We start from the raw sequence: 21,624 nt of genomic DNA on the forward strand, positions 1-21,624 counted from the left end.
CTACCGCAGGTCGCAGGCCACGACGAGCGGCGTCCGACGCGCGGCGAGGGTCGGCACGACGTCGTCGAGCACGTCGGCGAGCTCCGCCGCGGTGTGCACCCGGCGCGACGCGCACCCCAGCGCGGCGGCGAGCCCGGGCACGTCCACCTCGCCGAACCCGGGCCACGGGGCCTTGCCGCCCGCGGCCGACGCGAGCCGGTCCATGATCGCGTAGCGCCCGTTGTCCAGGACGAGTACCAGCACGCCGACGCCGTAGTGCGCCGCGGTCCACAGCGCCTGGACCCCGTAGAGCGTCGAGCCGTCGCCGACGACGGCGACCACCGGACGGTCCGGCGCCCCCATCCGTACCCCGATCGACGCGGGCACGCCGAACCCGAGCCCGCCCTGTGCCGCGGAGAGGAACCCCAGCGGCGCCCGCGCGGGCACGAGGCGGTGCAGGTCGGGGCGCGACGAGGGCGTCTCCTCCACGACGACCGCGTCGGCCGGCAGCCGTGCCGTCAGGGCCGTGAACACCGTCGGGGCGTCGAGGTGCGCACCACCCGTGACCGCGTGCGGGGAAGCCTCGGGCGCTCGTGTGGCACCGGGGTTCCCCGCACGCGGGGTGGAGCGCGGGGTGGCGAGCGGCGGGAGCGCGGCCGTCAGCGCCGTGACGGTCGCGGCGGGATCGGCGAGCACCGCCAGGTCGGCCCGGCTGTGGTGGACGTCCTCGGGGTCGTCGGAGACCAGCAGCACGGTCGTGCCCGGCTCCACCAGCTCGCCGGGGGAGTACTGGTACTGCCGGAACACGGGGGCGCCGACGACGAGGACGAGGTCGTGCCCGGCGAGGGTCGCGCGCAGGGCGGCGCGCTCGGGCGGCAGGTGCCCGGCGAAGGACGGGTGGTCCTGCGGGAAGCCCGCGCGCGCGGCGAACGCCTCCTGCCACACGGGCGTCCCGAGGTGCTCGGCGAGCCGGACCAGGGCCGTCCACGCGGCGGGCGAGTCCGCGTCCGCCCCGACGACGAGGGCCGGGGACGTCGCGGCGGCGACCCGGTCCGCCAGTTCCCGCACCGACCCGTCGTCGGGAAGGAGGCCGCGCCGGACGAGCCCGGGGGACGGGAGCGTCCGTGGGTCGGCCTCGGCGGCCCAGTCGTCGCTCGGGACGGTCACGACGGCGGGTCCGCGGGCGCTGACGGCCTCGTGGAAGGCGCGGTCGAGGGCGCCCGGGACGTCCTGCGGCCGGGCGGGCGCCGACCACCAGACCGGGTAGGAGCCGGCGAGCCCCTCGAGGTCGCCGGCGAGGAAGGGGCGCGCGGCGAGGTGGCGGCGGTCCTGCTGGCCGACGAGGACGACGAGCGGGGTGCGGTTGACCCGCGCGGTCGCCAGGGCGCCGACCGCGTTGCCCAGGCCCGCCGTCGTGTGGAGGACGACGAGGGCCGGCCGGTCGGTCGCGGTGGCGTAGCCGGTGGCCAGCCCGACGACCGAGCCCTCGTGCAGGGCGAGCACGAAGTCGAGGTCGTCGGGCAGGTCGGTGAGCAGCGTGATCTCGGTCGACCCGGGATTGGCGAAGATCCGGTCGAGGCCGCGCCGGCGCAGGACGTCGAACGCGGCCTCGCGGACGGTGGTCAGGACGCCGTCCGATCGCGCTCGACGGCGGTGCCGGCGAGGTCCGACGCGGGCTCGGTGCGCCGCACGAACACCACGGCGACCGCCCCGAGGGCGGCGACCAGGGCGAAGAAGTAGAAGCCCCACGGGTAGGCGACGCCCCCGGCGACCAGGGCGCCGGTGAACGCCGGCCCGGAGATCGCGCCGAGGCGGCCGACGCCGCTCGCCGAGCCGAGGGCGGTCCCGCGGGCGGCGGCCGGGTAGATGCGCCCGACCCAGCTGTAGACCAGCACCTGCGAGGAGAACACGAACACGCCGGCGAGCAGGATCGCGACGTAGACCGCGGCGCCGGGCAGCCGGATCGAGAGCAGGGCGAGGAAGACCGCGGCCACGGCGAACCAGGTGATGGTGGCGGGGCGGACGCCGATGCGGTCGGCGACCCGGCCGCCGACGAGCAGGCCGATCACCGCGCCGACGTTCAGCGCGAGCAGCTGGAACAGGGCCTGGGTGAGCTCGTAGCCCGCGAGCCGCATGATCTCGGGCAGCCAGGTGTTGAGGCCGTAGACGAGCAGCAGGCCCATGAACGACGCGACCCAGAAGGCGACGGTCGCGACGCCGTAGCCGCTGCGGAAGAGGTCGCCGACCGGGTTCTTCCGGCCCGCCGTCGCCTCCCGTGCGACCGGCGCGGCGTCGGCGGGGAGCCGGCGCGCCATCAGCGGCACGAGCACGAGCGCGGGCACGGCGCCGACGACGAACATGAACTGCCAGCCCAGGCTTGACACGAGCAGGGCGCCGAGCAGCGACGCGGCGACGGCGCCCGCGTGGTAGCCGGTCATGAGGATCGTGGTGGCGGTGTTGCCGCGGCGCGGCGGGGCGTGCTCGGCGGTCATCGCGAGGGCGACGGGCAGGACGCCGCCGAGGGGGATGCCGGCGAGGAAGCGCAGGGCGCCGAGGACACCGGCGTTCGGGGCGAGCGCGCAGGCGGCACCGAGCAGGGAGAACGCGACGACGCAGGCGATCATCGTGCGGCGCCGGCCCCACACGTCGGCCACGGGCCCGACGGCCAGGGCGCCGACCATGACGCCGAGGAGGCCGACCGTGGCCACCGTGGTGGCGCTGCCGGGGCTCAGGGCGAAGACCGGGTCACGGCGCAGCACCGGGATGACGACGCCGAGGACGACGAGGTCGTAGCCCTCCAGGGCCACGGCCGACCACGCGAGCCACCGCACCGCGCTCGAGGACGGGTTCGTCATCGCTGCCACCTTCCTGCCGTGACGTCCGTGTCCGCGGCGTGCGGCGGAGTATGCGAGCAGGGCCGCCCCGCGGTCACCGGTTCCTCCCGCTGAGCGGAAGACCCCGCGCACCCGCGACGACGACGGCGGCGGGGACGCCCGGCTCCACGGCGCGGTCCGGCGGACGCGTCAGCGCCCGGGACGGAGCCCCAGGTTCCGCGACGCGGTGGCGGCGGCGACCTTCACGGCGGGCACGTACGGCGGCAGCGGGACGGCCGCCGGGACCACGACGCCGAGGGCGGCCACGACCGTCCCGTCGGCGCCGACGACCGGTGCGGCGACGGAGGAGGCGCCCTCGGTCATCTCCTCCCGCGACAGGCAATGCCCGGTGCGCCGGATGTCGGCGAGCGCGGCGCGCAGGGTGGCGGGGTCGGTGATCGTCCCGGGTGCCAGGCGGGGGAGGCCCCGGGTGATCACCTCCTCGACGAAGGCCGTGGGGGCGTGGGCGAGCAGCACCTTGCCCGGCCCGCTCGCGTGCAGCGGCATGTCCCGCCCGACGCGGGAGCGGACCGTGAGCTCCTCCCGTCCGGCCAGGCGCTCCACGAACAGGGCGCGGTACCCGTCGCGCACCACGAGGTGGACGACGTGCCCGGTCACCGCCGCGAGGTCCTGCATCGGGGTGAGTGCGGCCTCGCGCAGCGTCCGGGCCGCCGGGGCGAGGGCGCCGATCCGCCAGAGCCGCAGCCCGATGCGGTAGCGCCCACGCCCGACCCGCTCGAGGGCGCCCCACCCGACGAGCTCCGCGACGATGCGGTGCGCCGTCGCCGGCGGCAGACCCGTGCCCGCCACGATGTCGCCGAGGGCCAGCTCGGGGGACGCGTCGCTGAACGCGGCGAGCACCGCGAGCGCACGGCCGAGCACGGAGCGTGGCGCTGTGCCGTCGTCCTCGGCCCCGCCCGCTGTCATGGCGTCGGGGGTCCCCCGGAAGCGCTTCCGTCACACGTCGGCGCGTCATGATGGCCCCGCTCGGGCCCCCCTCCTAGCCTGGGCGGACCACGGAGGCGCGGGGGTCACCCGGAGGGAGGACGAGCACGATCATGTCGGCACCTCTCTTCGACGCCGAGTCGCTCCGGATGGGCGAGCCCGCTCGGCCGGACGTGCCGGCGGTGACGTCGGCGCCCGAGCCGCCCGACCCGTCGTCGCGACCCCGCCGGGAGATCCCGGAGCCCGCGCCGCTGTCCGGGCACGGCCCCGCGACGGTCCTCGCGATGTGCAACCAGAAGGGCGGGGTCGGGAAGACGACCTCGACGATCAACCTCGGCGCCGCGCTGGCCGAGTACGGCCGGAGGGTGCTGCTGGTCGACTTCGACCCGCAGGGCGCGCTGTCGGTGGGGCTCGGGGTGCAGCCGCACGAGCTCGACACCACGATCTACAACCTGATCATGGAACGGCGCGTCACCCTCGACGACGTCGTGCTCCGCACCGCGGTCGAGGGTCTGGACCTGCTCCCGAGCAACATCGACCTGTCCGCGGCCGAGGTGCAGCTGGTCAGCGAGGTGGGCCGCGAGCAGACGCTCGGCCGGGTCCTCGCGCCCGCGCTGGCGCACTACGACTACGTCCTCGTCGACTGCCAGCCCTCGCTCGGCCTGCTCACCGTCAACGCCCTGGCCTGCGCGCACGGCGTGCTGATCCCGCTGGAGTGCGAGTACTTCTCGCTGCGCGGCGTGGCCCTGCTGATGGACACGATCGAGAAGGTGCAGGACCGGTTGAACCCGGACCTCGAGATCACCGGCATCCTGGCCACCATGTACGACCCGCGCACCCTGCACACCCGCGAGGTCATGGCCCGCGTGGTGGAGGCGTTCGGCGACCTCGTCTTCGACACCGTCATCAACCGGACGGTGCGCTTCCCGGAGACCACGGTGGCCGGCGAGCCGATCACCCGGTGGGCCTCGCGGTCCCAGGGCGCGGAGGCCTACCGGGCGCTCGCGCGAGAGGTCATCGCACGGTGACGCTCGCCCCGGAGCGGCCGGGCTTCCAGGTCAGCCTGGAGAACTTCACCGGCCCGTTCGACCTGCTCCTGCAGCTCATCGGCCGCCACGAGCTCGACGTCACCGAGGTCGCGCTCTCCCGCGTCACCGACGACTTCATCGCCTACACCGCCGCCCTCGGCGGGTCGGCCGACCTCGAGGAGACCACCGGGTTCCTCGTCGTCGCCGCGACCCTGCTCGACCTCAAGGCGGCGCGCCTGCTGCCCAGCGCCGAGGTGGAGGACGAGGACGACCTCGCCCTGCTCGAGGCCCGGGACGTGCTCTTCGCGCGGCTGCTGCAGTACCGGGCCTACCAGCAGGTCGCGGCCCTGTTCCGGGAGCTCGAGTCCTCGGCGCGCCTGCGCTACCCGCGGGCGGTGTCGCTCTCGCCGGAGCTCGCGTCGCTGCTCCCGCCGGTCGAGCTCGGCGTCGACGCCGCCGGGTTCGCCGAGATCGCGGCGGCCGTCTTCCGGCCCTCGCCCCCGCCGACCGTGGGCCTGGACCACCTGCACGCGCCGACCGTCTCGGTGCCCGAGCAGGTGGTGATCATGAGCGGGCGGCTCGAGGTCGCGGGACGGCTGACCTTCGCGGAGCTCTGCGCGGACTGCGAGCACGGCGTCGAGGTCGTCGGCCGGTTCCTCGGCGTGCTCGAGATGTACCGCTCGCGCCAGGTCGCCCTCGACCAGGACGAGGCCTTCGCCGAGCTCGCGGTGCGCTGGGCCCCGGACGCCGAGGACCGCGGGACGGCGGCGTCGGACCCCGAGGCATGAGCCCCGACGACGAGCTCCCCGGGCTCGGCACGGACGCCGAGCTCGACGCCGCGCTCGAGGCCGTGCTGATGGTCGTCGACGCCCCGGTCCCGCCGAGCCAGCTCGCGGAGGTCCTCGAGGAACCGCTGGCACGGGTGACGACGGCGCTCGAGCGACTCGCCACGTCCTACGCGTCGCACGGCTTCGAGCTGCGCCGCACCGACGAGGGCTGGCGCTACGCCTCCCGCGCCCGGTTCGCGCCCTACGTGGAGCGGTTCGTCCTCGACGGCCAGCGCGCCCGCCTCACCCGTGCCGCCCTGGAGACCCTCGCCGTCGTCGCCTACCGCCAGCCCGTGACGCGCGCGCGGGTGTCCGCGGTCCGCGGGGTCAACGTCGACGGCGTGATGCGCACGCTCACCGCCCGCGGGCTGATCGTCGAGGCGGGGACGGACGGCGCCACCGGGGGGACGCTGTACCGGACCACGGAGCTGTTCCTGGAACGTCTGGGCCTCGGCTCGCTCGACGAGCTGCCCCCGATCGCGCCGCTGCTGCCCGAGGTCGACGACATCGACGAGCTGTGACCACGCCCGTGACAGGAAAGCGTCGTTGCTGTCGTCCAGCGCCAGGAAAGCCACATCGTCGAGGAGCTGCCCCGTGCCCAGCGTGATCGTCGTAGGAGTCGGCCCGGGCATCGGGACGTCCGTGGCGAGGCGGTTCGCCCGGGAGGGGTTCACCGTCGGGCTGATCGCCCGGCGCGAGGAGACCGTCGCGACCGCGGCGGACGCCGTCGGCGGCACCACCTGGACCCGGACGGCGGACGCGACCGACGAGAAGGCCCTCCGCGCGGCGCTGCGTGCCTTCGTCGACGAGCACGGCACACCCGACGTCGTGGTCTACAACGCAGCGATCATCCGCACCGACGAGCCGGGTGAGCTCGACCAGCAGACGATGCTCGCCACCTACGCGGTCAACGTCGTCGGGGCGATCACGACGGCGGGGGAGCTGCTGCCGGAGATGAGCGGTACGTACGTCATCACCTCCGGCATGGTCCGCCCCGACCCCGGCCTGACCAGCCTGTCGCTGGGCAAGGTGGGGGTGCGCGGGCTGGTGGACCTGCTCAACGCCTGGCGCCCCGAGGTGCACACGGCGTCGGTGACGGTCGGCGGCCCCGTCGAGCCCGGCGGGCCGTGGGACCCCGACAAGATCGCCGAGCACTACTGGCAGCTGCACACCGGGGCGGTCACCGACCAGGAGATCCGGCACGGCTGCTGAGCCGGCTCGGCGCCGAGTGCGGCGGAGTGCGCCACCGGTGACGCACTCCGCCGCACTCGCGCTGTCCGCCGGTCACCCGCGAGATCCGGCCCGGCGCCGGACGAGCGCCGCCGGGATCGCCACGAGCGTCGCCGCGACGACCAGCACGCCGCCGAGCGCGAGCGCCGGGCGGGCGTCGTCGCCGCTCACCACGGTCACGAGCACCGGGCCCACCACCTGCCCGATCCCGTAGAGCGCGGAGAACACGGCGACGACGGGTCCCGCGCCGCGTCCGGCCAGGGTGCGGGCCAGCGGCAGGGTGAGCATGACGATGCCGATGAACGTCCCGCCGAAGACGACCGCCGAGACGACGACCGCGACCGGCGAGGCCACGAGCGCCGGGAGTGCCAGTCCGGCCGCCTGGACCGCGAGCGCGGCGAGCAGCGCGACACCACGGCCACGTCGCGCCGCCACCCGCGCCCAGAGCAGGCACGACGGGATCCCCGCCAGCCCGGCGATCGTCCACGAACTCGCGGCGACCCACGGCGGGCCGATGTCGGTCGCGACGTCGACCAGGAACGTGCCGGTGATGATGTAGCCGGCCCCCTCGAGGAAGTACGCCGTGCCCAGGGCCACCAGCGGGAGGCGCCGGGGCGGCGGGCCCTCGGTCGCGCCGCCGTCGTCGGGGTCCGCGGGCAGCCGCACGAGCCGGACCGCGACCAGCGACAGGGCGAGCGCGAGCACGGCGGCGACCCACCAGGTCGCGGTCCAGCCGCCGAGGGCCGCGGCCAGCGGGGTCACGAGGCCGGACAGGGCGATCCCGCCGCCGACGCCGCCGAAGACCCACCCGGCGAGGTCGTCGCGGTCGCGGCGGCGCAGCAGGGTGAGCACGAGATCGGCGGCGGTGACGAAGGCGAACGCGCTCGCGACTCCGGAGACGCCGCGGGCGGTCGCCCACACCCCGAACGCCGACGACAGCGGCATCGCCGCGAGGGTCAGCACCGTCAGGACCAGACCCGTCGTCAGGACGGCGGCGCGGTGCCGGCGGACGACGGGCGCGGCGGCCAGGAGGCAGCCGACGAGGTAGCCGAGGTAGTTGGCGGCGGCGAGCAGGCCCGCGTCGGCGGTGCCGAGGCCGGCGCCGGACCCCATCACCGGGATGATCGGGGTGAAGACGAACCGGCCCACGCCCATGGCCGCCGCGAACGCGGCGGCCCCCGCGGCGACCACGGGCCCCAGGCGCGGGCGGGCCGCGACGGTCGGCGTCGACACGGTCGCCGAGCCTAGTGCGCAGCACGACTACGCTGGAGTCCCGTGACCGAGGGTGAGCAGGGAGTCCGCCTGCAGAAGGTGCTCAGCGAGGCCGGCGTGGCCTCGCGGCGGCAGGCCGAGATCCTGATGCGCCAGGGCCGGGTGGAGGTCGACGGCGAGGTCGTCACGGAGATGGGCCGCCGCGTCGACCCGGACACCAGCGTCATCCACGTCGACGGCAGCCGCATCGTCACCGACGTGGAGACCGTGCACCTCGCGCTGAACAAGCCCGAGGGGATGCTCTCGACGATGTGGGACGGCGAGGGCCGGCGCTGCGTCGGCGACGTCGTGCTGGAGAAGGCGGGCTCGACGAAGGGCCTCTTCCACGTCGGGCGGCTCGACGCGGCGACCGAGGGTCTGCTGCTGCTCACGAACGACGGCGAGCTGGCGAACCGGCTGATGCACCCGTCCTACGAGGTGCCCAAGACCTACCTCGCCGAGATCCGCACGCCGATCGCGAAGGACCTCGGGAAGCGGCTGCGCGAGGGCGTCGAGCTCGACGACGGGCCCGCCGCGGTGGACAGCTTCAAGGTGATCGACCGGTCGGGCGCGCGGGTGATGGTCGAGGTCGTGCTGCACGAGGGCCGCAACCGGATCGTGCGCCGCCTGTTCGACGCCGTCGACAAGCCCGTCGAGCGGCTGGTGCGCACCGCGGTGGGCGAGGTGCGCCTCGGTGACCAGCGTCCGGGCACGCTGCGCAAGCTCGGGCGCGGCGAGGTGGGAGCGTTGTACCACGCGGTGGGCCTGTAGGCGGCTTCATCAGGCACAATGGACTCCCGGACGCACGTGTGGTCGACGTTCGGGAGGCGCTGGTCGTGGAGAAGGTCCTGCAGGGAGTCGTGGCGGTCGACGGACCGTCGGGCACCGGCAAGTCGACGACCGCCCGCGGCCTGGCGATGCGCCTCGGCGCCCGCTACCTCGACACCGGCGCGATGTACCGGGCGGCCACCCTCGCGGTGATGCGCTCCGGCGTCGCGCTGGACGCGACGGTCACCGACGCGGACGGGCACGACGACGCCGTCGCGGTGGCGCTCGCGGCCGACCTCGTCATGTCCACCGACCCGGCCGAGCCGCGGGTCCGCCTCGGCGGCGAGGACGTCGGCGCGGAGATCCGCGGCGCGGAGGTCACCCGGAACGTCTCGGCGATCTCGGCGCTGACCGAGGTCCGCCACCACCTCGTGGCCGAGCAGCGGCGGATCCTCGCCGAGGCACGGCAGGACGGGTCGGGCATCGTCGTCGAGGGCCGCGACATCGGCACCGTCGTCGCCCCGGACGCCGACCTGAAGATCTACCTCGTGGCCTCGGACACCGTCCGGGCGGGCCGCCGCAGCGCGGAGGACACGTCCGCCGGCCGCGCCACCGACGCCACCGCCACGGGCGCCGACCTCGCCCGCCGCGACCGGCTCGACTCCTCCCGGGCCGCCTCCCCGCTGCGGGCCGCCGAGGACGCCGTCGAGGTGGACACCTCGACGCTCGACGTCGAGGGCGTCCTCGACCGACTCGAAGAACTCGCCGCCGAGCGCGGCATGCTGGTTCCCGCGCTGGCCGAGTCCAGCGCCAACGGAAGGTAAGACGTGACGCAGGAACTGCCTGCGGATTTTGACCTGCCCGAGCACGACCTCGAGCGCCCGGCCCAGCCGGTGCTCGCGGTCGTCGGGCGTCCGAACGTCGGCAAGTCGACGTTGGTCAACCGCATCATCGGCCGCCGCGAGGCGGTCGTCCAGGACGTCCCGGGCGTGACCCGTGACCGGGTCGCCTACGACGCCCTGTGGAACGGGCGCCGCTTCACCCTGGTCGACACCGGGGGCTGGACCCCCGACGCCAAGGGCATGCAGGCCGCCATCTCGGCGCAGGCCGAGACCGCGATGGCCACCGCCGACGCGATCCTGCTCGTCGTCGACGGGCAGGTCGGCGCGACGTCGGTCGACGAGGCCGTGGCGCGGACGCTGCGCCGGTCGGACCGGCCGGTGCTGCTCGCCGCCACGAAGGTCGACGACGAGCGCGGGCTCGGCGAGATCGCCGCGCTCTGGCGCCTCGGGCTCGGCGAGCCGCACCCGGTGTCCGGTCTGCACGGCCGCGGTTCGGGCGACCTGCTCGACGCCGTGCTCGACGTGCTGCCGGAGTCCCCGCGCGACGACGTCGACCTCGAGGGCGGCCCGCGGCGCGTGGCGCTGGTGGGCAAGCCCAACGTCGGGAAGTCCTCACTGCTCAACCAGCTCACCGGGGAGAACCGCTCGGTGGTCGACGCGACCGCCGGCACGACGACGGACCCGGTGGACTCGCTCGTCGAGATCGACGGGCAGACCTGGCAGCTCGTCGACACCGCGGGCCTGCGCCGCAAGGTCCACCAGGCCTCCGGCATGGAGTACTACGCGTCGCTGCGCACCAAGGCCGCCATCGAGGCGGCCGAGGTGACCGTGCTGCTGCTCGACGCCTCGGAGCCGATCAGCGAGCAGGACCTCCGGGTGGCCACGCAGGTCACCGAGGCGGGCCGCGCGCTCGTGCTGGCGATGAACAAGTGGGACCTCGTCGACGAGGACCGCCGCACCGCGATGAAGCGCGAGCTCGAGCGGGCCCTCGTGCGCCTGCCCTGGGTGGAGCGGGTCAACATCTCGGCCCGCACCGGCCGCGCGGTGCAGAAGCTGGCCCCGGCGATGCGCACGGCGCTGGAGAACTGGGACCGCCGCATCCCGACCGGGCGGCTCAACCAGTGGCTCGCCGACATCGTCGCCGCCACGCCGCCGCCCGTGCGCGGCGGCAAGCAGCCGAAGATCCTCTACGCCACCCAGGCGCAGAGCCGTCCGCCGACGTTCGTCCTGTTCACCTCCGGCTTCCTCGAGGCGGGCTACCGCCGCTTCCTCGAGCGCAAGCTCCGCGAGGCCTTCGACCTCACGGGCACGCCGATCCAGATCAACGTGCGCGTCCGGGAGAAGCGCAGGAAGAGCTAGGCGGGACCGTCCGGCCGGGGCCCGGCCACCACGACGAGGGCCGCGCGGTCGGAGAGCCCGAGGCGCGAGCACGCGCGGTAGATGTGCGACTCCACGGTGCGCACCGAGACCTGGAGCCGGCCGGCGATCTGCCGGTTGGTCAGGCCCTCGCCCGCGAGGTGGGCGATCTCGCGTTCCCGGGCCGAGAGCACGACGGGGGTCCCGGCGGCGTCGAGCGCCGGGGTGCGGAGCCCCTCGCACGCGGCGGCGAGCCGGCGGGCCCGCCGTTCCGCCTCGGCCGCGGCCACCAGCCCGCCGTCGACCCGGGCGGCCGCGGCGGCCTGGGCCGCGGCGTCGGCCGCCTCCGGGCGCATGCCGGCGCGCTCGAGCCGCCCGGCCACCGCGAGGAGCTGCTCGTGGTCCCCCGCCGCGGCCGCGTGGTCCGCGGCCAGCCTCGACCGGGGCGAGCCGACCTGCTCGTCGAGCTCACGGAGCCGCGCCGCCTGGTCGTGGTCGCCGAGCCGCACGGCCGTCTGGCGGGCGAACACCTCGGCGGCCGCGATGCCGACGGCGCGGCAGCGCTCGGCGGCCCGACGGGCGGTGTCGACGGCGTCCTGCCGTGCGCCGGCGGCTGCGTGTCCCCAGGCCCGGGCGAGGTCGATCTCGAACTCCGTCATCGCCACCTGCGGGTGCCGCCGGTCCTCCGCCGCGGCGAGCGCGGCCCGGGCCGCCGCCGCGTCCCCGAGCATCCCGTGGCACTGCGCGACCAGGGCGAGCAGCCAGGCCGCCCAGCCGCCGCCGTGTCCGGGGAACACGGTGAGCACGCCCTCCAGCGCGGGGACCGCCGACCGCGGCGAGCCGAACACCGACCCCAGCCGGCCCTCGAAGAGCGCCACCCAGAGGGCACCCTCGGCGCCGGGGAGCCCGCGCGCCCACGCGAGCCGGCGCCGCGCCGCCTCCGGCTCGCCCCGCAGGTGGGCGTCGAGGATCTCGCTGAAGGCGAGGTTCCCGGCGTAGTTCACCATCACGCGGCCCCGCAGCGCCGCCGCGAGCCCGCGCTCGACGAGGTCGGCGGGCGGGCGTCCGTCCCCGACGAGCGCGCGGGCGTACCCGAGTCCCCAGCTCACGAGGACGACGTCGTCGTCGTTCGGGTCCGGTGCGGCGAGCACCCGCTCGCCGCGGACGGTCGCCGCGGTGACCTCGCCGCGGCACGCGGCGATGACGCACCGGATGCCGTCGTACCGGGGGTCCTCGGGGGCGGGACCGGTGGTCGCCGCGGACCGCTGCTCGGCCTCGCGGAGCACGTGCTCGCCGCCGTCCAGGGCATCCGAGCCCGAGGCGCCGAAGTGGGCCACCAGGGTCCGCAGCAGCACCGCGCGGGTCACCTCGTCCTGGTCGGCCGCCTCCTCGGCGGCCACGGCGAGGAGCGCGTCGGCCTCGTCGGCGCGCAGCAGGTAGACGAGGAGCGCAGCGAGGGCGGCGCGGGCGTCGAACCCGCCGCCCGCCCCGATCGCGGCGCGCAGGAGCCGCTCGGCCAGGGCGAAGTCGCTCAGCCCGGACGCCTGGCGGGCAGCGGTGAGGAGCAGGTGCGGGTCCGGGCGGCGGCCGTTGTCGAGGGACAGCACGGCCCGCCGCAGGTCGTCCCCGACCCGGCCGCCGTCCGTGTCGGCCGCGCCCGCCAGCGCGTCGGAGAGTTCCGCCCGCAGCCGGCGGGCCCGCGGGATGCCGAGGCGCGACCGGACCACCTCCCCGTAGAGCGGGTGGGCGGGGCGGGCGTCCCAGCGGTCGCCCGCCTCCTCCAGGGCGACGAGCGCCCGCTGGGCGGTCTCCTCCACGGCGTCGGCCCCGGCGAGCCGCTCGAGCAGGTCGAGGTCGAGGGGCTCGACGACGGCGAGGAGCTCGAGGACCCGCTGCTGGGGTCCGGACAGTCCCGCCAGGCGCGCACCGACCAGGTCGGTCAGCACCGGGGACAGCGTGACCTCGCCGGACCACACCCACGAGCCGTTCTCGACCCGCAGGTGGCCGGCGGCGCGCTCGCCGTCGACGAGATGGCGCAACCACAGCAGGTTGCCGCCCGAGATGTCGTGCAGCCGCCGGGCCGTGACCGGCTCCACGGGTGCGCCGAGGGCCCCGGCCAGCGCGGCCACCGTGCGCTCCCGGTCGAGGGGCCCGACGTCGAGCCGCGCGGCCACGTCGTCCTTCCAGAGGGCGGTGACCGCCTCGGGGGCGGGCTCGCCGCTGCGGGCGGTCAGCACGAGCCGCACCCCGCGGCCGACCAGACGACCGACCGCGACGGCCGAGAGCTCGTCGAGCAGGTGGGCGTCGTCGACGAGCAGGACGTCGCGGCCGTCGCGGGGACCGAGCGAGGCCACCGCGCGCTGCAGGCCCGACAGGTCCGCTGACACCTCGGGGAGCACGTCGAGCAGCGCGCCGAGCGGGAGCTCGCGGGCGGACGCCGTGGCCCGGACGATCCCGAGGACGTGGGCCCGCCCCAGCCGGTCGAGCAGCTCCCGGGCGAGGCGGCTCTTCCCGACCCCGGCCGCGCCGACGAGGACGACCGCCCCGTGGTCGGCCAGCGCCGACGACGCCCGCGCCAGCTCGTCCTCGCGGCCGGTGAACGGCCAGCCCCCGCTCACGACACCCGGCGCGACGCGGCGACGGTCACGAGGGCCGCCCGGTCGGGCAGGCCGAGCCGGGAGCAGGCGCGGTAGACGTGGGACTCGACGGTGCGCACCGAGACGTGCAGCCGTTCGGCGATCTGCCGGTTGGTCAGGCCCTCACCGGCGAGCAGGGCGACCTCCCGCTCGCGGTCGGACAGCGGGACCGGCGCGTCCGCCTCGGCGAGGGCGGGGGTCCGCGCCCCCTCCCCGGTCGCGGCGAGCATCCGCGCCCGCTCCTCGGCCTCGGTGGCGACGACGAGCCGACGGTCGCGGCGGGCGGTCGCGGCCGCCTGCGCGGCGGCGTCGGCGGCCTCCAGGACCATCCCCGCCACCTCGAGGTCGCCCGCCACCGCGAGGAGCCGGTCGGGGTCCTGCGCGGCGAGTGCCTCCGCGTGGGCCCGCGCGCCGCGGGAGCGCGGGGTGCCGAGCCGCCGGTCCAGCTCGCCCAGCCGGGCGGCCTGGTCCCGGTCCCCGAGGCGGACCGCGGTCTGGCGCAGCAGGACCTCCGCGGCGTGCGTGCCCAGGTCGGCGCACCGCCGGGCGCCGCGGTGCGCCGCGTCCACGGCCTCGCGCACGGCCCCGGACGCCGCGGCGGTCCAGGCGTGGGCGAGGTCGTACTCGTGCTCCACCACCGGGATGTGGGGGTGCCGGCGCCGGCGGGCGTCCTCGAGGGCGGCGCGCGCGGCGGCACCGTCGCCGAGCACCCCGTGGCACTGGGCGACGAGCGCGGCCCCCCAGCCGCCCCAGCCGCCGCCGTGCCCGGGGAAGGACGGCAGCGCGGACTCGAGCGCCCGGATCGCGGTGCGGGGGAGTCCGGCGCCGCGGGCGACGCGGCCGTCGTAGACCGCGGCGAAGCTCGGGGCCTGTGGGCCGGTGAGGCCGTGGATCCAGTCGAGCCGACGGCGGGCCCGGGCGGGCTCGCCGCGCAGGTCGGCGTCGAGGAGCTCCATGTAGCCGATGTTGGCGGTGACGGTCGCGGTGATGCCGTGCCGGGCGGCCTCGATGCCGCGCTGCAGCAGTGGCCGCAGGTCGCCGCGGTCGCCGGTGAGCGCCCCGAGCAGGCCGAGGACGAAGCACGCGAGCGCGACGGTCTCGTCCGGTCGGGCCGGGTCGTCGACGACCGCCTCGGCGAGCTCCCGCGCCTCGGGGATCCGCCCCGCCGACCCGAGGAACATCGCGCGCAACGCGTCGTAGGCCGGGTGGGGCCGCCCGCCGTGGTGGGCGGCCTCGTCGCGGGTGAGCAGGTCCGGACCGGAGCGGGGCGGGTCGAGCTGGAAGTGGTGGGACAGGCCGCGCAGCACGACGGCCTGCCGGCGTTCCGCCTCGGTCGCCCCGGCGCGGCCCTCGGCGACGATGACGTCGGCCTCCTCGACCCGCATCTGGTAGTCGAGCAGGTGGGCCAGACCGAGCCGCGCCGAGAACCCGCCGCCCGCCGCGACCGCCGCCCGCAGCAGCCGCTCGGCCAGCGCGAAGTCGCGCAGGCCGGACGCCTGGACCGAGGCCGCGACGAGCGCGTCGGGGTCGAGGGGGCGGTCGCTGCCCAGGTCGAGCACCGCGCGACGCAGGCCGTCCCCGGCCCGCCGTCCGCCGGTGCGGGCGAGGGCCTCGGACAGCTCGCCGCGGAGCCGCCGGGCGCGGGGGACGCTCATCGTGGCGCGGACCGACTCGCCGTAGAGCGGGTGGGCGAGCCGGACCTCCCAGCGGTCGCCGTCGGGCAGGACCACCACGAGCCCCCGGTCGGCGACCTCCTCGACCACGGCCTCGCCGACCAGCGTGCCGAGCATGCCCGGCCCCAGCGGCTCGGCCACGGCGAGCAGCTCGAGGACCCGGCGCTGCGGGGCGGTGAGGGTGCCGATGCGGGCGTCGAGGAGGTCGCGCAGCGCGGGGGAGAGGCCGACCCGGCCGGTCCACACCCACGTCGACCCGTCGCGGGCGAGCCGCCCCGCGGCCCGCTCGCCCTCGACGAGGTGGCGCAGCCAGAGGACGTTGCCGCCGGCGGTCTCGTGCAGCAGGCGGGCCGTGCGCGCCTCGAGCGGCCCGCCGAGCACGGTCGCGAGGACGGCGGCGGACTCGTCGCGGGTGAACGGCTCCAGCTCGATCCGCGGGGCGTCCTCGTCCTTCCACAGGGCGGTCACCGCGTCCGGCGTGGGTTCGCCGCTGCGCAGGGTGACCACGAGGCGCGCGTGGCCGCCGTGGGCGAGCTGGTGGACGACGGTGGCGGAGACGTCGTCGAGCAGGTGCGCGTCGTCCACGACCAGCAGACCGTCCGGCACGGCGCCGAGCGCGTCGAGCGCGGCCCGGACGTGGTCGGCGTCCGGGGAGGTGACGTCCACCGCCGCGCGGGGGAGCACGTCCACGAGGGCGCCCAGCGGGATCTCCTGCGCGGAGGACGTCGCGCGGACCGTCCCGACGACGGGTCCGCGGCTGCGGGCGGCCAGCTCGCGGGCCAGGCGGCTCTTCCCGACCCCGGCGGGACCGCCCAGGATCACCGCACCGCGGTCGCGGAGGGCGGCACCGGCGGCGGCCAGGACCTCGTCGCGCGCGGTGAACGGCCAGGTCTCCATCGTGAGGTCCGGCCCCCTCCCTGCACTCCGTCCGGGGCAGAGTGTTCACCATTCGCCCCAGCGATGGTGAAGTGCTCGTGAACTGTTCCGCCGGGGTCCGGCGGCGGTACGGTGCGCGCGCCCGATCTGCCTCGTCAGGGGGTTCCCCGTGCACGATCTCGGACCTGCCACCGCCGCCGCGGCCCGCGTCGTCGCGCTGGTGACCGACGAGGACCTCGACCGGCCCACGCCGTGCTCGGCCTGGCCGGTGCGCGACCTCGTCGAGCACCTCGCGGGCCTCGCCTGGCACTTCGCGGGCGTGGCGCGGGCGACCCCGCCGTCGTCGCCCCCGCCCGCGTCCGACCTGCCCGACGGGTGGCGGGACCTGCTCGCCGAGGAGCTCGCCGAGCTCGCCGCGGCGTGGCGTCCGGAGGAGGCGTGGCAGGGATCCGACGAGGCCGGCGGGGTCACGATGCCCCGCGCGGCGCTCGGGATCGTCGCGCTCGACGAGGTCGTGCTGCACGGCTGGGACCTCGCGGCCGCGCTCGAGGTGCCGTTCTCGGTGGCCGAGGCCGACGTCGAGGTGTGTCTGCCGTTCGTGGAGCAGGTGGCGGGGATGGACGGCGGGCCGTTCGCGCACCCGCTGCCCGGCGCGGGCGAGTCGGCCGGGCTCGAGCGGCTGCTCCGGCTGTCCGGCCGTGACCCGGCGGCCGGTCCGCCGTCGCTGTAGGGCGGGTCTCCGGTGTCAGCGGTGGCACACGGCTGACGCCGGACGTCAGGGGTGCGCCACGATCGTCCGGCGGGGCCGACGTGATCACGACCCGTCGCCGGGGGCGCCGGGACCGATGCGGTAGTGTTCACGACGCTGCAGCGGTCGGGCAGCGGTTCGGGACGTGGCGCAGCTTGGTAGCGCACTTGACTGGGGGTCAAGGGGTCGCAGGTTCAAATCCTGTCGTCCCGACCAGCACGCGAGGCCCGCTGACACTGGTGGATTACCAGGTCAGCGGGCCTTTCTCGTCACCGTGGAGATCCGCCCGTAGCGTGCCGACCATGGACACGGGGACCGTGCGGACCGTGCGCACCCTCCTGGGGACGGCAGCTCTCGTCTGCGCCGCCCTCGTCGGGGGTCTCGTCAGCGTCGTCCTCGAGGACCCGACCGACGTCCGGGCCTGGGTGGGTGTCGTCCTCGCGATCGTGGCCGCCGGCCTCGTCGGGCGGGCCGACCGGTTGGTGCGACGGAACGCGGCGGGCCCGACCGATCCGGCCCGGTGAGCCGGCGCTCGGGCCATCACGGCCCTGGGCACTCATGGTGACCCCGGTTACAGTCCTCCCGACCCCGGGAGATGCCGTTGACCACCAGCGCCACCGACGAGTGGGAGAGCCTGCTCTCGGCGACCCACCTGCCCTGGTCGGTGCGGGTCCCGACGACGGGTGAGGAGTTCCGGGCCGTCGTCCGCCGGCAGTGGATCGACGACCTCGCCCTGGTCGACTGCGAGTGCGGCCCGTGCAGCGGCGTGCGGGGCCGCAGCCAGCTCGCCGCGACCGACGGCGAGCACCTCGTCGTCCTGATCAACCGTGGCGGGAGCGAGACCGTCGGGCAGGACGGGCGGGAGGCCCTGCTGCGGCCCGGCGACGCGGTGGCCTGGGACAGCGCCCGTCCGGCGCGCTTCGCGGTGTGGGAGCCCCTGGTCAAGCGCAGCCTGCTCGTCCCGCGCCAGGCGATCGAGGGCACCGATCTCGTCGGCGGTGTCGTCATCGACGGCGACGGCCCGGCCATGCAGCTCCTCGTCGGCTACCTCGACACGCTCAGTCGCACCCTGCCCCACCTCGCGGGTGCGGCGGTGACGGCGGCGCGCAACGCGACCCTCGAGCTCCTGCGCGGCGCGCTGCGGCCCGACACCGCGGTCGACCCGACCGCCGTCCGACCGGCCCTGCGCGACCGCGCGGACCGCTGGCTCGACGCGCGACTCGCCGACCGCGACGTCGGCGTCGAGACGGTGGCCGCGGCCCTCGGCGTCTCGGTGCGCACCGTCAACCGGCTCTACCGCGACACCGGAGAGACCTTCACGACGGTGCTGCGCGCGCGGCGCCTCGCCCGGGTCCGCGCGGACCTGCTCGCCGGGGACGCGACCGTCGCCGCCCTGGCCGCCCGCTGGGGCTTCTTCGACGCCAGCCACCTCACCCGCAGCTTCCGTGCCGCGCACGGCTGCTCGCCGCGCGAGTACCGCCGTCGCGCCACGACGTCCGAAGCGGTCGCGCTGGTACCGGCGCCGGGCGCTCCGGTACACGCGCCGACCTGACCCGCCCCGCGAGGCTCACGGTGCACCGGAGCACCGAGGAGGCAGGTCATGGCCCGTCGCGATGTCGAGTTCAGCGCCGAGGACGTCACGCTGCGGGGGTGGTTCTTCCCCGCCGAGGGCGTGTCGGGGCCCGCACCCGTCGTCGTGCTGGCGCACGGCTTCTCCGCGGTGAAGGAGATGTACCTCGACGAGTACGGCGAGTCCTTCGCCGCGGCGGGCCTGAACGCCCTGGTCTTCGACAACCGCAACTTCGGCGCCTCCGACGGCGAGCCGCGCCAGGAGATCGACCCGGTGGCGCAGGTCCGCGACTACCGCCACGCCATCACCTACGCCTGCTCGCTCGACGAGGTCGACCGCACCCGGGTCGGCGTGTGGGGCTCGAGCTACTCCGGCGGGCACGTGCTCGTCGTCGCGGCGATCGACCGCCGGGTCAAGGCCGTCGTCGCGCAGGTCCCGCTCGTGTCCGGCTACGAGAACATCCGCTCGCTCGTGCGGTCGGACCTCATCGGCGGCTTCCGCGAGCAGTTCGACGCCGACCGCGAGGCGCGGGGCCGGGGCGAGGCGCCGGCGATGGTGCCCGTCGTCGACCAGGACCCGATGGCGCCGTCGGCGCTGCCCACCCCGGACTCGTGGACGTGGTTCACCGGGACCCACGAGCAGCGCGCGCCGTCCTGGCGCAACGAGGTCACGCTGCGGACCGTCGAGATGCTCTCGGAGTACGAGCCGATCAGCTACATCCACCGCATCAGCCCGACCCCGCTGCTCATGCTGGTGGCCGAGAAGGACGTCCTGACGCCGACCGAGCTCGCCATCGGCGCCTATCAGCAGGCCCGCGAGCCGAAGAAGCTCGTCATCCTGCCCGGCGGGCACTTCGACGCCTACGTCGACGGCTACGACCACTCCATGCCCCCGGCGCGCGACTGGTTCGTCGAGCACCTGCGAGGCTGACCGGCCGTGACCTCCCGTCGCTGCCCCTGCGGACTGCCCGAGCCCCTCGCTGCGTGCTGCGGCCGCTACCTCGGGCCGGACGGCGCCGCCCCGCCGACCGCGGAGGCGCTGATGCGGTCGCGGTACACGGCGTTCGTGCACCACGACGTCGAGCACCTGCTCCGCACCTGGCACCCCTCGACCCGGCCGGCGACGCTCGAGCTCGACCCCGACACCCGGTGGCGCGGGCTCGAGATCGTCGACCGGGTCGGGGGCGGGCTGTTCGACACCGAGGGCGTCGTCGAGTTCCGCGCCCACCACCGCGACGGCGTCCAGCACGAGCGGAGCCGGTTCACCCGCGTCGACGGGCGGTGGACCTACCGCGACGGCTCCGTCGCGCGCTGAACGGCGGACGTTCGTGGTTCGATCGCGTCTCGCACACAGTTTGGGGTACGACGGTGAACCTCGCACAGAACCTGGTCGACACGGCGGACAGGTCCCCGGACGGGATCGCACTCCGGGCCGGCGGGTCGACCATCGACTACGCGTCCTTCCTCGCGACCGCCCGCGCCGTCGGCGGCGCGTTGCGGGACCTGGGCGTGCAACCGGGCGACCGGGTGGGGCTGGTGTCCTCGAACGTCCCCGCGTTCCCGATCGGCTTCTACGGCGCGTTGCTGGCCGGGGCCGGGGTGGTGCCGATGAACCCGATGCTCACGCAGCGGGAGGTGAGCTACTACCTCGAGGACTCGGGCGCGAGCGTGGTCGTCGTGCTCGACGAGGTGGCCCGGGCCGCGCGCGGGGCCGCCGAGGCCGCGGGCATCCCGGTCCTCGAGCTGCCCGCCGCGGGACCGGCGGACGGGTCGCTCGCCGGCGAGCCGGTCACCGACCCGGTCGACCGGGCCGACGACGACCTCGCCGTCATCCTCTACACCTCCGGGACGACGGGTCAGCCCAAGGGCGCGATGCTGACCCACCACAACCTGGACACGAACTGCCGCACCACCGTCGAGGCCCTCATCCGCACGACGCCCGACGACGTGATCATGGGCTGCCTGCCGCTCTTCCACGTCTTCGGCCTGACCTGTGGGCTCAACGCGGCCGTGGTGTCGGGTGCGTCGTTGGCGCTCATCCCGCGCTTCGACCCGAAGGCCGTCCTGCAGATCATCGAGCAGGAGCGGGTCACCGTCTTCGAGGGCGTGCCCACGATGTACGGCGCGCTGCTCGACGTCGACGCGGAGTCCGACACGAGCAGCCTGCGGACCTGCATCTCCGGCGGTGCCGCGCTCCCCGTCGAGCTGCTCCACTCCTTCGAGAAGAAGTTCGACGCGACCATCCTCGAGGGCTGCGGCCTCTCCGAGACGTCCCCGGTCGCCTCGTTCAACCAGCCCGACCAGGAGCGCAAGCCCGGTTCGATCGGCCGGCCCGTGCCGGGGATGGAGCTGCGGCTCGTCGACAACGACGGCGCCGACGTCGCCGTGGGCGAGGTCGGCGAGATCGCCATCCGCGGCGAGGGCGTGATGGCGGGCTACTTCGGGCGCGACGAGGCGACCGCCGAGTCCATCCCCGACGGCTGGTTCCGCTCGGGCGACCTCGCGAAGGTCGACGACGACGGCTACTTCTTCATCGTCGACCGCAAGAAGCAGCTGATCATCCGGGGTGGCTACAACGTCTACCCGCGCGAGGTCGAGGAGGTGCTCTACCAGTACCCGTCGGTCGCCGAGGTGGCCGTCGTCGGGCTGAAGCACTCCCGGCTCGGCGAGGAGGTCGGGGCCGCCATCTCCGTGCGCGGCGGCGCCGAGATCGACGTCGAGGAGCTCAAGGCGTTCGCGAAGGAGCAGCTCGCGGGCTACAAGTACCCCCGCCACGTCTGGGTCGTCGACGACCTGCCCAAGGGCCCGACGGGCAAGATCCTGCACCGGGAAGTCGAACCGCCCTCGGACCTCGAGGTCGAGTGACCGCCGATCCCGACGAGGTCCCGACCGGGGCGCCGCCGGACCGCGCGCTCACCGACGCCGCCCGTGGCGGCGCTCCGGTGCGTCGTCGTCGACGGCGCAGGCGCCGGTCGGCCTCGTGCGGGACCCGCTGCCGGTGGCGCGCGGGGTCGGCGGGCCCG

Annotated in this window: 19 protein-coding genes and 1 tRNA gene; 14 read left to right on the top strand and 6 right to left on the bottom strand. The window is 75.8% G+C overall.

Annotated features, from left to right (window positions below):
- The 3 genes from LN037_RS09190 to LN037_RS09200 all read right to left on the bottom strand — a co-directional run bounded on the left by LN037_RS09190 (position 1) and on the right by LN037_RS09200 (position 3,779).
- Positions 1 to 1,605, bottom strand: a complete 1,605-nt coding sequence (locus LN037_RS09190) for a thiamine pyrophosphate-dependent enzyme (protein ID WP_230752012.1) — start codon at positions 1,603 to 1,605, stop codon at positions 1 to 3.
- Complete coding sequence (locus tag LN037_RS09195; RefSeq protein WP_230751646.1) at positions 1,602 to 2,834, bottom strand: MFS transporter; 1,233 nt, start codon at positions 2,832 to 2,834, stop codon at positions 1,602 to 1,604. The genes LN037_RS09190 and LN037_RS09195 overlap by 4 nt, the downstream gene beginning before the upstream one ends.
- A 168-nt stretch (positions 2,835 to 3,002) precedes the next feature.
- Entirely contained in the window at positions 3,003 to 3,779 is a 777-nt protein-coding gene (locus tag LN037_RS09200; RefSeq protein WP_230751647.1) for an IclR family transcriptional regulator, read from the bottom strand.
- Positions 3,780 to 3,946: 167 nt separating this feature from the next.
- Here LN037_RS09200 and LN037_RS09205 point away from each other — a divergent pair, with 167 nt between their 5' ends.
- The 4 genes from LN037_RS09205 (at position 3,947) to LN037_RS09220 (ending at position 6,864) form a co-directional block, all read left to right on the top strand.
- The gene (locus tag LN037_RS09205) at positions 3,947 to 4,825 is read left to right on the top strand and encodes a ParA family protein (RefSeq protein ID WP_230752014.1); all 879 of its coding nucleotides are present in this window, start codon (positions 3,947 to 3,949) and stop codon (positions 4,823 to 4,825) included.
- The gene (locus tag LN037_RS09210; RefSeq protein WP_230751648.1) at positions 4,822 to 5,613 is read left to right on the top strand and encodes a segregation and condensation protein A; all 792 of its coding nucleotides are present in this window, start codon (positions 4,822 to 4,824) and stop codon (positions 5,611 to 5,613) included. Before LN037_RS09205 ends, LN037_RS09210 begins: the two co-directional genes overlap by 4 nt.
- Positions 5,610 to 6,173 (top strand): SMC-Scp complex subunit ScpB, encoded by a 564-nt coding sequence (scpB, locus tag LN037_RS09215; protein WP_372460409.1) that lies wholly within the window; start codon positions 5,610 to 5,612, stop codon positions 6,171 to 6,173. Before LN037_RS09210 ends, scpB begins: the two co-directional genes overlap by 4 nt.
- Before the next feature lie 73 nt (positions 6,174 to 6,246).
- Positions 6,247 to 6,864 (top strand): SDR family NAD(P)-dependent oxidoreductase, encoded by a 618-nt coding sequence (locus LN037_RS09220; RefSeq protein WP_230751649.1) that lies wholly within the window; start codon positions 6,247 to 6,249, stop codon positions 6,862 to 6,864.
- Between the two features lie 72 nt (positions 6,865 to 6,936).
- Here LN037_RS09220 and LN037_RS09225 read toward each other — a convergent pair whose 3' ends face one another.
- Positions 6,937 to 8,115 carry a YbfB/YjiJ family MFS transporter gene (locus LN037_RS09225; protein WP_230751650.1) on the bottom strand — a complete coding sequence of 393 codons (1,179 nt, stop codon included), beginning with the start codon at positions 8,113 to 8,115 and terminating at the stop codon, positions 6,937 to 6,939.
- Between the two features lie 42 nt (positions 8,116 to 8,157).
- Between LN037_RS09225 and LN037_RS09230 the strand changes: the two genes are divergently transcribed.
- From LN037_RS09230 to der, 3 genes are read left to right on the top strand one after another with little or no spacing between them, the layout of a single operon-like run.
- Positions 8,158 to 8,904 (top strand): pseudouridine synthase, encoded by a 747-nt coding sequence (locus LN037_RS09230; RefSeq protein ID WP_230751651.1) that lies wholly within the window; start codon positions 8,158 to 8,160, stop codon positions 8,902 to 8,904.
- Positions 8,905 to 8,942: 38 nt separating this feature from the next.
- Positions 8,943 to 9,725 (top strand): (d)CMP kinase, encoded by a 783-nt coding sequence (gene cmk / locus LN037_RS09235; RefSeq protein ID WP_230751652.1) that lies wholly within the window; start codon positions 8,943 to 8,945, stop codon positions 9,723 to 9,725.
- A 3-nt stretch (positions 9,726 to 9,728) separates the two neighbouring features.
- Positions 9,729 to 11,102, top strand: coding sequence for a ribosome biogenesis GTPase Der (der, locus tag LN037_RS09240; RefSeq protein ID WP_230751653.1), 1,374 nt, complete (start codon positions 9,729 to 9,731; stop codon positions 11,100 to 11,102).
- Here der and LN037_RS09245 read toward each other — a convergent pair.
- A complete protein-coding gene (locus tag LN037_RS09245; protein WP_230751654.1) occupies positions 11,099 to 13,717 on the bottom strand; it encodes a helix-turn-helix transcriptional regulator in 2,619 nt (872 codons plus the stop codon). The genes der and LN037_RS09245 overlap by 4 nt on opposite strands.
- Entirely contained in the window at positions 13,714 to 16,305 is a 2,592-nt protein-coding gene (locus tag LN037_RS09250) for a LuxR C-terminal-related transcriptional regulator (protein WP_230751655.1), read from the bottom strand. The genes LN037_RS09245 and LN037_RS09250 overlap by 4 nt, the downstream gene beginning before the upstream one ends.
- Positions 16,306 to 16,453: 148 nt before the next feature.
- Between LN037_RS09250 and LN037_RS09255 the strand changes: the two genes are divergently transcribed.
- The 7 genes from LN037_RS09255 (at position 16,454) to LN037_RS09285 (ending at position 21,466) form a co-directional block, all read left to right on the top strand.
- A complete protein-coding gene (locus LN037_RS09255) occupies positions 16,454 to 17,014 on the top strand; it encodes a TIGR03086 family metal-binding protein (RefSeq protein WP_230751656.1) in 561 nt (186 codons plus the stop codon).
- 157 nt (positions 17,015 to 17,171) lie between these two features.
- Positions 17,172 to 17,248, top strand: a tRNA-Pro gene (locus LN037_RS09260).
- A gap of 86 nt (positions 17,249 to 17,334) precedes the next feature.
- Positions 17,335 to 17,556: a hypothetical protein gene (locus tag LN037_RS09265; protein WP_230751657.1), complete on the top strand. Its 222-nt coding sequence runs from the start codon at positions 17,335 to 17,337 to the stop codon at positions 17,554 to 17,556.
- Between the two features lie 77 nt (positions 17,557 to 17,633).
- Positions 17,634 to 18,584, top strand: coding sequence for a helix-turn-helix domain-containing protein (locus tag LN037_RS09270; RefSeq protein WP_230751658.1), 951 nt, complete (start codon positions 17,634 to 17,636; stop codon positions 18,582 to 18,584).
- 48 nt (positions 18,585 to 18,632) lie between these two features.
- Positions 18,633 to 19,532, top strand: a complete 900-nt coding sequence (locus LN037_RS09275) for an alpha/beta hydrolase (RefSeq protein WP_230751659.1) — start codon at positions 18,633 to 18,635, stop codon at positions 19,530 to 19,532.
- Positions 19,533 to 19,538: 6 nt separating this feature from the next.
- A complete protein-coding gene (locus tag LN037_RS09280) occupies positions 19,539 to 19,916 on the top strand; it encodes a YchJ family protein (RefSeq protein ID WP_230751660.1) in 378 nt (125 codons plus the stop codon).
- Between the two features lie 53 nt (positions 19,917 to 19,969).
- A complete protein-coding gene (locus LN037_RS09285) occupies positions 19,970 to 21,466 on the top strand; it encodes a long-chain-fatty-acid--CoA ligase (RefSeq protein WP_230751661.1) in 1,497 nt (498 codons plus the stop codon).
- Positions 21,467 to 21,624 lie beyond the last annotated feature (158 nt).

The organism is Actinomycetospora soli, assembly GCF_021026295.1.
Lineage (GTDB): Bacteria > Actinomycetota > Actinomycetes > Mycobacteriales > Pseudonocardiaceae > Actinomycetospora > Actinomycetospora soli.

What these genes read in the sequence shown, in the direction of transcription:
- LN037_RS09195 (WP_230751646.1), bottom strand. Translation starts at nt 2,834, where the DNA reads ATGACGAACCCGTCCTCGAGCGCGGTGCGGTGGCTCGCGTGGTCGGCC.
- LN037_RS09265 (WP_230751657.1), top strand. Translation starts at nt 17,335, where the DNA reads ATGGACACGGGGACCGTGCGGACCGTGCGCACCCTCCTGGGGACGGCA.
- LN037_RS09205 (WP_230752014.1), top strand. Translation starts at nt 3,947, where the DNA reads ATGGGCGAGCCCGCTCGGCCGGACGTGCCGGCGGTGACGTCGGCGCCC.
- scpB (WP_372460409.1), top strand. Translation starts at nt 5,610, where the DNA reads ATGAGCCCCGACGACGAGCTCCCCGGGCTCGGCACGGACGCCGAGCTC.
- LN037_RS09200 (WP_230751647.1), bottom strand. Translation starts at nt 3,779, where the DNA reads ATGACAGCGGGCGGGGCCGAGGACGACGGCACAGCGCCACGCTCCGTG.
- LN037_RS09275 (WP_230751659.1), top strand. Translation starts at nt 18,633, where the DNA reads ATGGCCCGTCGCGATGTCGAGTTCAGCGCCGAGGACGTCACGCTGCGG.
- LN037_RS09250 (WP_230751655.1), bottom strand. Translation starts at nt 16,305, where the DNA reads ATGGAGACCTGGCCGTTCACCGCGCGCGACGAGGTCCTGGCCGCCGCC.